Genomic DNA, 14,623 nt, shown 5'->3' with positions numbered 1-14,623 from the left:
AAACCTGTGTATAACTGCAAAATAACTTGTTGAAAAATATTTTTTTCACAAAAAAAGTCTTATTTTTCAACTTTTTTCACGTGTTGAAAGTGTTCATAAGAGTTATTCACATCTTTTTTCATTGCTTATGTGGATATTTTGATGTACACTATAAAAGTAAAAGTCTCTCTAACGAACAGATTTGGAGATATTATATGGATTAGGAGTACGATTGATGAACACCGTAGAAAAAAATTGGGAGCAAATCCTAAATAAGATGAAATTAGAATACTGTTCATCGAATATTTCATACAATACGTGGATTGCACCACTTACTGTTTATGAAGTTACCGATGATACGGTATACATTCTTGTGAAATTAAAAGCAAGTCTGGAACACATTGAAGATAAATATCTTCTTCCTTTTAAGGTATGTATTGCAGAAGTGACCGGTACGGAATATGAGGTCTCTTTTGTAACTGAAGACAGTGTTATTATTAAGAAAAAGAAAGAAACAACAACAAAAAAACAACAGTCGAACGCTATTTTCGAGAATGCTAATCTAAATCCTCGCTATACTTTCGATACATTTGTTGTAGGAAGCAACAATAATTTTGCACATGCAGCTTCCCTTGCAGTAGCGGAATCACCTGGAGAAATCTATAACCCTCTCTTCTTATATGGAGGTGTTGGACTTGGAAAAACCCATTTGATGCACTCTATTGCACATTTTATATTAGAAAATGATCCATCAAAAAAGGTTCTTTACGTAACAAGTGAAACTTTTACGAACGAACTGATCGATGCTTTGAAAGTCGGTAAAAACGGAAATGAACTGGCAATGACCACATTTCGCGAAAAATATAGGAATAATGACGTACTTTTAATCGATGATATCCAGTTTATTATAGGAAAGGAAAGTACGCAGGAAGAATTTTTCCACACATTTAACCATCTGCATGTAGCAGGAAAACAGATTATTATCTCCAGTGATAAGCCACCAAAAGACATTGAAACTTTGGAGGCTCGTTTGCGTACCCGTTTTGAATGGGGACTAATCGCAGATATTTCGTCTCCTGATTACGAAACCAGAATGGCGATTCTTCGCAAGAAAGAGGAATTGGACGGATTAGAGCGCTACCATATTCCGGATGATGTTATGCAATATATTGCCAATAACGTAAAATCCAATATTCGAGAACTGGAAGGTTCTTTGAATAAACTGATTGCTCTTGCTAATCTTGAGAAAAAAGAAATCGATATTCCTCTTGCAGCTGAAGCTCTTAAAGATATCGTATCTCCTGATAATAATAGAGAAATCACACCTGAATTGATCATTGATGTTGTTTCCGAGCACTTTAATGTACCGGTAACAGAAATCAAAGGTAAAAAACGAAACGCTGAAATTGTACTTCCACGTCAGATTGTCATGTACCTCTGCCGTTGTATGACAGATACGCCATTGAAAGCAATCGGCGCTATCCTTGGAGGGAAAGATCATGCTTCTATCAGCCATGGAGTTAAAAAAATAGAACACGATATTACTACCGATGAAGCGTTAAATAATACTATCAATATTATAAAAAAGAAGATAAATCCCGTATAAATGTGAATAACTATGTTAAAACTCTGTGGATAAGCAGTGGAAAGCTTCATTTCTGTGGATAACGCAAAATTTTTATCCCCATTTACTTTCCACCTTATCCCATGGAATTCAACATAGTTATCAAAGTGGCTCAGCCCTTGTGTTTCAAGGCTTGCGGGTAGTTATCCACTTTTCCACAGCCCCTACGACGATTACGGCGGAAAAGTTTTCTTTTTAAATACATAAATGCACACGCTGAAAGTTTTATCCACACTTTCACGAAAGGAGATCTCGACATGAAAATTATATGCAGTAAATCAAATCTCGTTAAAGGAGTTGGTATTGTATCTAAGGCAGTTCCTTCAAAAACAACAATGCCTATTCTTGAATGTATTCTGATTGATGCATCCATGAATGTTATTAAATTAACAGCTAATGATATGGAACTTGGAATCGAAACACGTATTGAAGGTGAGATTCTTGAACATGGAATCATAGCTTTAAATGCTAAGATTTTTTCAGAAATTGTTCGAAAACTTCCAGACAACGATGTAGTGATTGAAGTTGGTAACGATAATCAGACATTGATCACTTGTGAAAAAGCAAAGTTTACGATTGCAGCTCAATCAGGTGAAGATTTTTCTTATTTACCGGCAATTGAAAAAGAGGATTCCATCACAATTTCTGAATTTACACTGAAAGAAGTAATCCGTCAGACCATTTTTTCTATCGCTGACAATGATACAAACAAGATGATGAGTGGTGAACTTTTTGAAATCCATGATAATTTATTAAAAGTTGTATCACTTGATGGCCATAGAATTTCAATTCGCAATATCGAATTGAAAAATTCTTATGGTTCTCGAAAAGTAATTGTTCCTGGAAAGACTCTTCAGGAAATAAGCAAAATTATTGGGGGCGAATCCGAGGCTGAAGTTGAAATTTCATTTACTCAAAATCATGTCGTCTTTGAATTTGGCAATACTTTGGTTGTATCGAGACTGATCGAAGGAGAATATTTCAGAATTGATCAGATGTTATCCAGTGATTATGAAACAAAAGTGACTGTAAATAAACGTGAACTTTTAGATTGTATCGACCGTGCCACTTTGTTGATAAAAGAAGGTGATAAAAAACCAATTATTATCAACATTGCGGATGGTTCAATGGAACTAAAAATCAAATCGCAGATTGGATCAATGGATGAAGAAATCATTATTTCGAAAGAAGGAAGAGATCTTTTGATCGGATTTAATCCTAAATTTTTAATCGATGCACTTCGTGTTATTGAGGATGAACAGGTTGATTTATATTTCATGAATGCAAAAGCGCCTTGCTTTATCAAGGATGAACAGCAATCATATATTTATTTAATCTTACCGGTTAACTTTAACGCTGTCGCATAAAAAAACAAAATGCATAAATATACACAATATACAGAATATAAATTGTCAGATAATTTCAAAACGGCAAAATGTGTTTGAACGGCAAACTATTAACAGAATTGCATGAAAGGAATAGAGATGGAACATATAAAAATCAGACAAAATGAAGAATTTATTAAATTGGGTCAGGCATTAAAGGCTGTTGGAGCAGTTGAGTCCGGCGTAGAAGCCAAAGAAGTGATCCAAGAGGGGCTTGTTTTAGTGAATGGTGAGATTGATACCAGAAGAGGACGCAAGTTATACGAGGGAGATTTAGTTGAATTTGATGGTATTCAAATAAAAATTGAAAAATAATGCAAAAGCGTGTAGAATGATTACGTACCTATACGCTTGGAACGTTAGGAAAAAATTATGATAATTAAGTCGTTAAAGCTTAAAAATTATAGAAACTACGAATTGTTGAATATGGCGTTTGATTCCAGAACCAATATTTTGTATGGGGATAATGCCCAGGGAAAGACCAATATCCTGGAGGCATTGTATTTATCCGGAACAACAAAGTCTCATCGTGGGACAAAAGACCGGGATATGATCCGGTTTGGTGAGGAAGAATCTCACATTGAGACTATTGTTGAAAAAAATGGAGTGGATTTTCAAATCGACATGCATTTGAAAAAAAACAGTCCAAAGGGAATTGCAGTCAATAAAATACCAATCCGAAAAGCCAGTGAATTATTTGGCTTGATTCATTTTGTCTTTTTTTCACCGGAAGATTTGAATATTATCAAAGAGGGACCTGCTGGAAGAAGACGTTTTGTTGACTTGGAATTATCTCAGTTGGACAGGGTATACCTGAACAATCTGGCGAATTATAACCGGGCGGTTAATCAACGGAATTCCCTGCTTAAGGAAATTGCTTATCAGGAGCATCTGATCGATACATTGGATATATGGGATATGCAATTGGTTGAATACGGAACGAAAGTAATCGAAGCAAGGAAAAGATTTATAGAACAGGTGAATGATATTATTTCTGACATTCACTACAAGTTGACGGGTGGAAAAGAAACGCTTGTTTTGTCCTATGAATCTTCTATCGGGGACATGTCTTTTGAGGAGGCTGTAAAGAAAAACCGAAATCGGGACATTAAGTTTAAAAGCACTTCTGCGGGACCACATCGTGATGATGTATGTTTTCGTACAGATGGGATTGATATTCGCAAATTTGGTTCTCAAGGTCAGCAGAGAACAGCAGCATTATCTTTGAAATTGTCAGAGATTGAGCTGGTGCGTATGCTGATAAAAGATACGCCGATTTTATTATTGGATGATGTGTTGTCTGAACTTGACAAACATAGGCAAAACTATTTATTGGATAGTATCCACGATATACAGACTGTCATTACCTGTACAGGGCTGGATGAGTTTGTAAATCACAGGTTTTCTATAAACAAAATATTCCATGTAGAGCATGGAACTGTAGCAAAAGAAAATTAGGAGGTTTTTAGATGGGTGCAACAGGTACAGAATTTGACGCTGAATATGGAGCGGATCAAATCCAGATTTTGGAAGGATTAGAAGCGGTTCGAAAAAGACCGGGTATGTACATCGGCAGCACCTCGGGGAGAGGACTTCATCATCTGGTATATGAGATTGTCGACAACTCTGTTGACGAGGCACTGGCAGGATATTGTGATACAATCACAGTTACAATCAACAAAGAAAACTCTATTACGGTTGTTGATAATGGTCGAGGTATTCCGGTTGGAATCAACCATAAGACAGGGCTTCCGGCAGTAGAAGTTGTATTTACAGTCCTTCATGCCGGCGGTAAGTTCGGTGGCGGAGGATACAAGGTATCCGGAGGTCTGCATGGAGTAGGTGCATCTGTTGTAAATGCACTTTCAGAATGGCTTGAAGTAGAAATTTATCACGAAGGAAAGATTTATAAACAGAGATATGAGCGTGGTAAAGTTATTTATAAATTAAAAGTGAGCGGAGAATGTGATCCGAAATTATCAGGAACAAAAGTTACATTTTTGCCTGATAAAGAGATATTCGAGGAGACAATATTTGACTATGACACATTAAAACAGCGTTTCCGCGAGATGGCATTTTTGACAAAAGGACTGAAGATCATTCTTCGAGATGAACGTGAAGAGGAATTGGTTGAACGTATATTCCACTACGAAGGCGGTATCAAGGAATTTGTTACCTACCTGAACAAAAGTAAGACACCGTTGTATGAACAGATCATTTATTGCGAAGGCATGAAAGATAATGTGTATGTAGAAGTTGCAATGCAGCACAATGATTCGTACAGCGATAATACGTATGGATTTGTTAATAATATTACAACACCGGAAGGTGGAACCCATGTGGTTGGATTCCGTAATGCATTGACAAAGACATTCAATGACTATGCGAGAAAGAATAAGCTGCTCAAAGACAGCGAACCGAATCTGACAGGCGAGGATATCCGAGAGGGCCTTACAGCCATTATCAGTGTTAAGATTGAGGACCCTCAGTTTGAAGGACAGACAAAACAGAAATTAGGAAATAGTGAGGCAAGGGGTGCGGTAGATAATATCGTTAGTACTCAGCTTGGTATTTTCCTTGAGCAGAATCCGGCTGTCGGTAAAATGACAGTTGAAAAGTCTGTAATGGCACAGCGTGCAAGAGAAGCTGCCAGAAAGGCCAGAGATCTGACAAGAAGAAAATCAGCGTTGGAAGGTATGTCACTTCCTGGAAAGCTGGCTGACTGTTCGGATAAAGATCCGGTTAATTGTGAAATTTACATCGTCGAGGGAGATTCCGCCGGCGGTTCTGCAAAGACAGCAAGAGATCGTGCAACGCAGGCTATTTTGCCACTGCGAGGCAAGATTTTGAATGTAGAGAAAGCACGTCTGGATAAAATTTATGCAAATGCAGAGATCAAAGCTATGATCACAGCATTTGGAACAGGTATCCATGATGATTTTGATATTAGCAAACTGCGTTATCACAAAATTATTATCATGACCGATGCCGATGTGGATGGTGCCCATATTAGTACACTGCTGTTGACATTCCTGTATCGTTTTATGCCGGAACTGATCAAACAGGGATATGTATATCTGGCACAGCCACCGTTGTATAAGCTGGAAAAAAATAAAAAAGTCTGGTATGCATACAGTGATGAAGAATTGAATGATATTTTGGCTGAAGTAGGGCGAGATGGAAATAATAAGATCCAGCGCTATAAAGGTCTTGGAGAGATGGATGCAGAGCAGCTGTGGGATACAACTATGGATCCTGAGCATCGTGTACTGCTTAGAGTTACAATGGATGATGAGACATCATCAGAACTTGATTTGACGTTTACAACCCTGATGGGTGATAAGGTTGAACCGAGACGTGAGTTCATTGAAGAAAATGCAAAATTCGTCAAAAACTTAGATATCTAACAGAAGGAGATAAACGATGGAAGATAATATTTTTGATAAAGTTCATGAAGTCGATTTGAAAAAGACGATGGAAACATCTTATATCGACTATGCCATGAGCGTTATTGCCGCACGTGCGCTTCCAGATGTAAGAGATGGATTAAAACCGGTACAGAGAAGAATTCTGTATTCTATGATTGAGTTGAATAATGGTCCGGATAAGCCGCATCGTAAATGTGCACGTATCGTCGGAGATACGATGGGAAAATATCACCCACATGGTGATAGTTCAATTTATGGTGCCTTGGTAAACCTTGCTCAGGAATGGTCTACCAGATATCCTCTGGTAGATGGTCACGGAAACTTTGGTTCAGTAGATGGTGATGGTGCCGCTGCCATGCGATACACAGAAGCTCGTTTGAGCAAGATTTCCATGGAGATGACAGCTGATATCAACAAAGATACGGTTGATTTTACACCGAACTTTGATGAGACAGAGAAAGAGCCAACTGTACTGCCATCAAGATTCCCAAATCTTTTGGTTAACGGAACATCAGGTATTGCAGTAGGTATGGCGACAAATATACCACCACACAATCTCCGTGAGGTTATCAGTGCTGTAGTAAGAATCATTGATGACCAGATTGAAGATCGTCCGGAGACAACGCTGGAAGAGCTTCTTGAGATTGTAAAAGGTCCTGATTTCCCGACAGGAGCAGAAATTCTGGGAACAAAGGGAATTGAGGAATCTTATCGCACAGGACGTGGAAAGATTCGTGTACGTGCAATTTCTAATATTGAGCCAATGCAGAATGGAAAGAATCGTATTGTTGTAACAGAACTTCCATTCATGGTAAATAAAGCAAGATTGATTGAGAAAATCGCAGAGCTGGTAAGAGAGAAAAAAATTGATGGAATTACAGATTTGAGTGATCAGTCAAGCAGAGAAGGTATGAGAATCTGTATTGAACTGCGTCGTGATGTAAATCCGAACATTATTTTGAATCAGTTATATAAACATACCCAGCTACAGGATACATTTGGTGTAATTATGCTTGCGCTGGTCAATAATCAGCCAAAAGTAATGAATCTGCTTGAGATGCTTAATTATTATCTGCAACATCAAGAAGAGGTTGTTACAAGAAGAACCAAATATGATCTGAATAAAGCAGAAGAACGTGCGCATATTTTAGAGGGGTTATTGATTGCATTAGATAACATCGATGAAGTGATCCGTATTATTCGTGCATCTAAAAATGTGCAGGAAGCAAAAGCTGAATTAATAGAAAAATTTGAACTGACAGAAGTACAGGCACAGGCTATCGTAGATATGCGTCTGAGAGCTCTGACAGGTCTGGAACGCGAGAAAATTGAAAATGAATACGCAGAATTGATGAAAAAGATTGAGGAATACAGAGCTATTTTGGCAGACCGTAAACTTCTTCTTGGCGTTATCAAAAAAGAGATTCTTGTGATTTCCGAAAAATATGGTGATGATCGAAGAACACAAATTGGCTATGATGAATATGATATCTCGATGGAAGATATGATTCCAAGACAGGATGTCGTTATTACAATGACAAAATTGGGATACATCAAACGTATGACAATCGATACATTCAAGAGTCAGAATCGTGGAGGAAAAGGAATCAAAGGTATGCAGAAGCTGGATGATGATTATATCCAGGAATTATTCATGACCTCTACACACGATTATATAATGTTCTTCACAAATACAGGACGTGTATATCGTCTGAAAGGATATGAAATCCCGGAAGCTTCCAGAACATCAAGAGGTACAGCAATCATTAATATGCTGCAGCTGATGCCGGAAGAAAAGATTACAGCAATGATCCCAATTAAAGCATATGATGATAATCTGTGCTTATTTATGGCAACAGAGCAAGGGCTTGTTAAGAAGACACCACTTAGAGAATATGTCAATGTGCGCAAGAAAGGTCTTGCTGCAATCACGTTGCGTGATGACGATCAGTTGATCGAAGTAAAAATTACAGACAATGAAAAAGATATTATTCTTGTAACCAAATATGGCCAGTGTATCCGCTTTGACGAGAAAGATGTCCGTACTACAGGAAGAACTTCTATGGGTGTACGCGGTATTAATCTCAGTGATGGTGATGTAGTGATTGGTATGCAGGTAGACACACAGGGAGATTGTCTGTTGATCGTATCTGAAAAAGGTATGGGTAAACGTACAGCTATGGGTGAATTTACTGCACAAAACCGTGGTGGTAAAGGTGTAAAATGTTACAAGATCACAGAAAAAACAGGTAATGTAGTTGGTATGAAGGCCGTAAATGAAGACGATGAAATTATGATGATCAACAGCGATGGAATTATCATCCGTATGGCTTGTGATACAATTTCTAAGTATGGCAGAATTACATCCGGTGTGAAACTTATTAACCTGAAAGAAAATGAGACTGTAGTAAGTATTGCGAAAGTACGCAGAACATCTGCGGAAATTGATGGTGAAGAAGTGGAGATTTCTGAAGAAGAATCACAACAGGAAGAAGAAAATTAAAAAATGTATTGACAAATCAAAAGATTTGTACTAAATTGTGTGTATATTCATAAACCGTTGAGAAAGAGGAGTAAGCTTTTCATCAACATTTCAGAGAGCAGCAGGTGGTGGGATTGCTGTATGAAGAGAATTGCTGAATGGACTTTCGAGGGCAGCCTGAAATGTAATCTACAGAGTAGGCGTTGTCGGGAACCAAACCCGTTATCAATGAGGAGCGTATGACAGTACGTGGAAAGTGGACGATTCGTCAATTTGAGTGGTACCGCGATAATAATACATGATATTATTAGCGTCTCAAGCATAAGGCTTGGGGCGCTTTTCTTTATTTCATGAAGAATGAACCCTCAATCTTTCCTAAAATGTCAAGATTAAAAATCAAATCAAAAGGAGAGAACAAATTATGAAAAAGAAAGTATTAGCAGTTGTATTGGGAATGAGCATGGTAGTAGCAATGATGACAGGATGTGGAGCATCAAAAGAAACTTCTGATAGTGCAAACAGTGCTGAAAAGACATATACAATCGGAATCAGCCAGTTTGCTGAACATGGTTCGTTAGATAACTGTCGTGAAGGCTTTATTGAGGGATTAAAGGAAGAGGGACTTGAAGAAGGAAAAAATTTAAAAATTGTAACAAATAACGCAGATGCAGATACAGGAACAGCAGCCCAGATCGCAGATCAGTTCGTAGCTGATAAAGTTGATATGATTTGTGCAATCGCAACACCAAGTGCACAGGCAGCATACAACGCAGCAATGGAAACGGATATCCCGGTTGTATACACAGCAGTTACAAATCCGGTTGCAGCAGAACTTGCAAATGATGATAAATCTCCAGTTGGAAATGTAACAGGAACAAGTGATGAACTGCCGGTCGAAGCACAGCTTAGGATGATTAGAGAAATCTTGCCGGATGCAAAAACAATCGGTATTCTCTACACAACAAGCGAAGCCAACTCTGTATACAGTATTGAACAATATGAGAAACTAGCTGATAAATATGGATTCAAAATTGAAAAAACAGGTATTACAAATACATCAGAAATCCAGCTTGCAGCATCTGATCTGCTCGGAAAAGTAGATTGTCTTACAAACCTGACAGATAACACAGTTGTAAGTGCACTTCCTACAGTTCTGGGATTGGCAAACGAAAAGGGAATCCCTGTATTTGGAAGTGAAATCGAACAGGTTAAGCTTGGATGCCTGGCCGCAGAAGGAATCGAGTATACACAGCTTGGAAAAGATACAGGAAAAATGGCAGCAAAAATCTTAAAAGGCGAAGCCAGTGCATCTGAAATGGATTATGAATTGATTACAGAGAGCAGCCTTTATGTAAATGAAAAAGTAGCAGAAAATCTTGGAATCACAGTACCGGATACAATGAAAGAGCGTGCTGTAGAATCATTCACAGAGATTACAGAAAATTAAAAAGGAAAGAAGTTCCTGCTCAAAAAATGTGAGCAGGAACGATTTTTAAAGTTGTAAGGTAGAGAGGTTGACAGATATGGATTTTTTAATCAGTGTATTAGAACAAGGAATGATTTATGGAATCATGGCACTTGGAGTATATATCACATATAAAATTCTGGATTTTCCAGATTTAGGAGTAGACGGAACATTTCCAATGGGCGCGGCTGTTACGGCAGCATTATTGAAAGTTGGTGTCAATCCATATCTGACATTGATTATCGCATTTGCAGCAGGAATCGTTGCCGGAATATGTACAGGATTGATTCATGTGAAGTTTAAGGTAAGAGATTTGTTATCAGGTATCATTATGATGACAGGATTATATACAATTAATTTGTATATTGCAGGAACAAACAATGTGCCATTATTTTCCTGCAATACGATTTTCAGAAATGAAATGACAAAAAAACTGTTCGGAAACCAGGTTCCGGCATGGATGGATATTGTAATTATTTTGGTTCTTGTATTAATCTGTAAAATATTAATGGACTTGTACATGAAAACACAGTCAGGATATTTGCTTCGTGCGGTTGGCGATAATGATGTAATTGTAACATCTCTTGCCAAAGATAAGGGAAATGTAAAGATTCTTGGGCTTGCAATCTCAAATGGACTTGTTGCTTTGAGTGGATGTGTATTTGCACAGCAATCAAAAGTTTTTGATATTTCAATGGGAACAGGTGCACTTGTCATAGGTCTTGCAAGTGTTATCATCGGAATGAGTTTCTTTAAGAAAATGTCATTTGTAAAAGCAACAACAGCAGTTATCATAGGTTCTATATTTTATAAATTATGTGTTGCACTTGCTCTCAAATTTGCAGGATCAACAGCAACAAAATTAGTTACAGCAATTCTGTTCCTTGTGATTTTAGTTGTTAGTGTAGACAGAAAGAAGAAGGTGAAAGTCAATGCTTGAGTTAAAAAATATTCATAAATTTTATAATCATGGAACAATCAATGAAATGTGTTTGTTTGAAAATTTCAACTTAACAATTGATGATGGCCAATTTGTTTCTGTGGTGGGAAGTAATGGCTCCGGAAAAACATCTATGCTGAATTTAATTTGTGGAAGCATTCCTCTTGATTCAGGAAGTATTATCATTGACGGAAAAGATATTGCAAAAGAGAAGGAATTTAAGAGAAATCAATATATTGGCCGAGTATTTCAGAATACAGCAATGGGAACATGTCCAAGTATGACCATTGCAGAGAATATGGCACTTGCAGATAATAAGGGTAAGATATATGGTCTTCGTATGGGAAAAAATAAAGCAAGACTGGATTTTTATCGCGAGCAGCTTAGTCAGTTAGGTCTTGGTCTTGAAGACAAGATGGATGTTAAAGTAGGTGTATTGTCGGGCGGACAGCGTCAGGCAATGGCACTTTTAATGGCAACCCTCACACCAATCCGTTTTTTGATCTTAGATGAGCACACTGCGGCATTAGATCCTAAAACAGCAGATTTGATTATGGAATTGACTGATAAGGTTGTGAAAGAGAAGCATTTGACAACAATTATGGTAACACACAATCTTCGATATGCAGTAGAGTATGGCGACAGACTGTTGATGTTACATCAGGGAAAAGCAGTTATGGATTACTCCGGAGAAGAAAAAAAGAAAATACAAATAGAGGATATTCTTGGAAAATTCAATGAAATCAGTATTGAATGTGGAAATTAAGAATAACAAGGGTGAGGATACGGGTGTGTACTCATCCTTTTTTCTTGCGAAGTGTATCAATGTGGTAGTATGATAGTAAAAGAAAAATACAAAGGCAAAGTGATTGGAGGAGCTATGGTGCGTACAATAAATGTAAATGAAATCACGAAAAATATAAAGGAAATGTGTATTGAAGCAAATCATTATCTGTCACCGGATATGGATAAAGCAATGAAACAGGCGGAGCAAACAGAAAAATCTCCACTTGGAAAACAAATCTTAGGGCAGTTACAGGAAAACCTAAAAATAGCAGCAGAGGACATGATTCCGATTTGTCAGGATACAGGAATGGCAGTTATATTTTTAGAAATTGGTCAGGATGTACATTTTGAAGGAGGTTTGCTTGAAGATGCAGTCAATGAAGGTGTACGACAGGGATATGTAGATGGATATTTGAGAAAATCTGTTGTGAAAGATCCATTGATCCGTGAAAATACAAAAGACAATACACCGGCAATTCTGCATACAAAAATCGTTGCCGGTGATAAGGTAAAAATTAAAGTCGCACCAAAAGGATTTGGAAGTGAGAATATGAGCCGAGTGTTCATGCTGAAACCGGCAGAGGGAATTGAAGGAGTGAAAGAGGCAATTCTTACAGCTGTGAAAGATGCTGGACCAAATGCGTGCCCGCCAATGGTAGTTGGTGTTGGTATCGGTGGCACATTTGAAAAATGTGCATTGATGGCAAAAGAAGCACTGACTCGTGAAGTAGGAACACATTCAGATATTCCATATGTTAAAGAAATGGAAGAAGAAGTATTGGAGAAAATCAATGGCCTGGGAATCGGACCAGGAGGACTTGGCGGTACAACGACAGCATTGGCTGTTAATATCAATACATATCCGACTCATATAGCAGGACTTCCGGTCGGGGTAAATATTTGTTGTCACGTAAACAGACATGCAATCCGGGAAATTTAATATTTTCATAGATAAAGAGAAAGGATATAAAAATGGATAAACATATAACAGCTCCGATTACAAAAGAAGTAGCAAGAACATTAAAAGCAGGAGATTATGTATACATAACAGGAACAATCTATACTGCACGTGATGCTGCACATAAAAGAATGTATGAAATCCTTGAAAAGGGTGAAGACTTACCAATAGATATTAAAGAACAGATAATCTATTATATGGGACCGTCTCCAGCAAGAGAAGGCAGACCAATTGGTTCAGCGGGTCCGACAACAGCAAGCCGTATGGACAAGTATGCACCGCAGCTATTAGATCTTGGACAAGGTGCAATGATAGGAAAAGGAAAACGTTCACAAGCTGTAATTGATGCAATTGTGAGAAATGATGCAGTATACTTTGCAGCAGTTGGAGGAGCAGGAGCATTATTATCAAAATGTATTACGAGTTCAGAAGTTGTTGCGTATGAAGATCTTGGAACAGAGGCTATTCGTAAATTAACAGTAGAAAATTTCCCTGTTATAGTAGTAATTGACAGCGAGGGTAATAATCTTTATGAAACAGCTATTAAACAGTATTGTGTTGAAAAATAGACAAAAATAAAATTAATGCAAAAATGAAGTAAAAAAATTTGAAAAAGACGTTGACAAGTGCAGGATTCTCTTATATAATAAATTCTGCGCTGTTGCGTTGAACTAAATAATCCTATTGGTATATAGGTGTTATTCAGTACTAGGAGAAATACTCAAGAGGCTGAAGAGGCGCCCCTGCTAAGGGTGTAGGTCGGGTGACCGGCGCGAGGGTTCAAATCCCTCTTTCTCCGTTTGATGCAAGACAATGCATCGAAAGAATATCAGACTTGAAAACATCAAAAAAGTTGTTGACAAGAGAGAAAAAACATGGTATTCTATCTTAGCTGTCGCAAACGAGACATCGAGAGAGTGACTTGAAGCGACAAAGAAAAATAAAAAAGTTGTTGACAAACGACAAAAGATGTGATAATCTATTAAAGCTGTCGCTTGAGACGACAACAAAACAAAGAACATTGATAACTAAACAATAGACAACAGATCCTTGAAAATTTCTTTAAGAGAAACATTTTTAAGAATGGTTTATAACAAACCAAACAACAGTAAAAGGATAGATTAGCTAGAGTTAATCTTGACTAGAACAAACACTTTTAACGAGAGTTTGATCCTGGCTCAGGATGAACGCTGGCGGCGTGCTTAACACATGCAAGTCGAGCGAAGCACTTTACTTGGATTTCTTCGGAATGACGAGTATTGTGACTGAGCGGCGGACGGGTGAGTAACGCGTGGGTAACCTGCCTCATACAGGGGGATAACAGTTAGAAATGACTGCTAATACCGCATAAGACCACAGCACCGCATGGTGCAGGGGTAAAAACTCCGGTGGTATGAGATGGACCCGCGTCTGATTAGCTGGTTGGTGGGGTAACGGCCTACCAAGGCAACGATCAGTAGCCGGCCTGAGAGGGCGACCGGCCACATTGGGACTGAGACACGGCCCAAACTCCTACGGGAGGCAGCAGTGGGGAATATTGCACAATGGGGGAAACCCTGATGCAGCGACGCCGCGT

The 14,623-nt window shown here is 38.1% G+C and carries 11 protein-coding genes, 1 tRNA gene, 1 rRNA gene and 1 other annotated feature; all 13 genes read left to right on the top strand.

Annotation, left to right across the window (positions count from 1 at the left end):
- Positions 1-214 precede the first annotated feature (214 nt).
- Positions 215-1,585, top strand: coding sequence for a chromosomal replication initiator protein DnaA (gene dnaA, locus D8Q48_RS11220; RefSeq protein ID WP_117990341.1), 1,371 nt, complete (start codon positions 215-217; stop codon positions 1,583-1,585).
- A 275-nt stretch (positions 1,586-1,860) separates the two neighbouring features.
- On the top strand, positions 1,861-2,970 hold the full coding sequence (gene dnaN, locus D8Q48_RS11215) for a DNA polymerase III subunit beta (RefSeq protein WP_117990342.1): 1,110 nt from the start codon (positions 1,861-1,863) through the stop codon (positions 2,968-2,970).
- Between the two features lie 117 nt (positions 2,971-3,087).
- Positions 3,088-3,303, top strand: a complete 216-nt coding sequence (locus D8Q48_RS11210) for an RNA-binding S4 domain-containing protein (protein ID WP_022074917.1) — start codon at positions 3,088-3,090, stop codon at positions 3,301-3,303.
- Between the two features lie 57 nt (positions 3,304-3,360).
- A complete protein-coding gene (gene recF / locus D8Q48_RS11205; RefSeq protein ID WP_022074918.1) occupies positions 3,361-4,446 on the top strand; it encodes a DNA replication/repair protein RecF in 1,086 nt (361 codons plus the stop codon).
- An 11-nt stretch (positions 4,447-4,457) separates the two neighbouring features.
- Positions 4,458-6,395: a DNA topoisomerase (ATP-hydrolyzing) subunit B gene (gene gyrB / locus D8Q48_RS11200; RefSeq protein ID WP_117990343.1), complete on the top strand. Its 1,938-nt coding sequence runs from the start codon at positions 4,458-4,460 to the stop codon at positions 6,393-6,395.
- Positions 6,396-6,411: 16 nt separating this feature from the next.
- Positions 6,412-8,919: a DNA gyrase subunit A gene (gene gyrA, locus D8Q48_RS11195; RefSeq protein ID WP_121056503.1), complete on the top strand. Its 2,508-nt coding sequence runs from the start codon at positions 6,412-6,414 to the stop codon at positions 8,917-8,919.
- A 48-nt stretch (positions 8,920-8,967) separates the two neighbouring features.
- Positions 8,968-9,219, top strand: a binding site (T-box leader).
- A 100-nt stretch (positions 9,220-9,319) separates the two neighbouring features.
- Positions 9,320-10,345, top strand: a complete 1,026-nt coding sequence (locus tag D8Q48_RS11185) for an ABC transporter substrate-binding protein (protein WP_121056502.1) — start codon at positions 9,320-9,322, stop codon at positions 10,343-10,345.
- A 76-nt stretch (positions 10,346-10,421) separates the two neighbouring features.
- On the top strand, positions 10,422-11,303 hold the full coding sequence (locus tag D8Q48_RS11180; RefSeq protein ID WP_117990346.1) for an ABC transporter permease: 882 nt from the start codon (positions 10,422-10,424) through the stop codon (positions 11,301-11,303).
- The gene (locus tag D8Q48_RS11175) at positions 11,296-12,069 is read left to right on the top strand and encodes an ATP-binding cassette domain-containing protein (protein ID WP_022074923.1); all 774 of its coding nucleotides are present in this window, start codon (positions 11,296-11,298) and stop codon (positions 12,067-12,069) included. The genes D8Q48_RS11180 and D8Q48_RS11175 overlap by 8 nt, the downstream gene beginning before the upstream one ends.
- A gap of 117 nt (positions 12,070-12,186) precedes the next feature.
- Complete coding sequence (locus D8Q48_RS11170; RefSeq protein ID WP_347562302.1) at positions 12,187-13,029, top strand: fumarate hydratase; 843 nt, start codon at positions 12,187-12,189, stop codon at positions 13,027-13,029.
- A gap of 32 nt (positions 13,030-13,061) precedes the next feature.
- Complete coding sequence (locus D8Q48_RS11165; protein WP_022074925.1) at positions 13,062-13,616, top strand: Fe-S-containing hydro-lyase; 555 nt, start codon at positions 13,062-13,064, stop codon at positions 13,614-13,616.
- A 142-nt stretch (positions 13,617-13,758) separates the two neighbouring features.
- A tRNA-Ser gene (locus tag D8Q48_RS11160) sits at positions 13,759-13,846 on the top strand.
- Between the two features lie 356 nt (positions 13,847-14,202).
- A 16S ribosomal RNA gene (locus tag D8Q48_RS11155) occupies positions 14,203-14,623 on the top strand; the annotation flags it as partial.

Origin of the sequence: Ruminococcus sp. B05 (assembly GCF_003628495.1) — a bacterium.
Classification (GTDB): domain Bacteria; phylum Bacillota; class Clostridia; order Lachnospirales; family Lachnospiraceae; genus Schaedlerella; species Schaedlerella hominis.
Note: the sequence above shows the minus strand (reverse complement) of the source record. Positions and strands in the feature narration are given on the sequence as shown.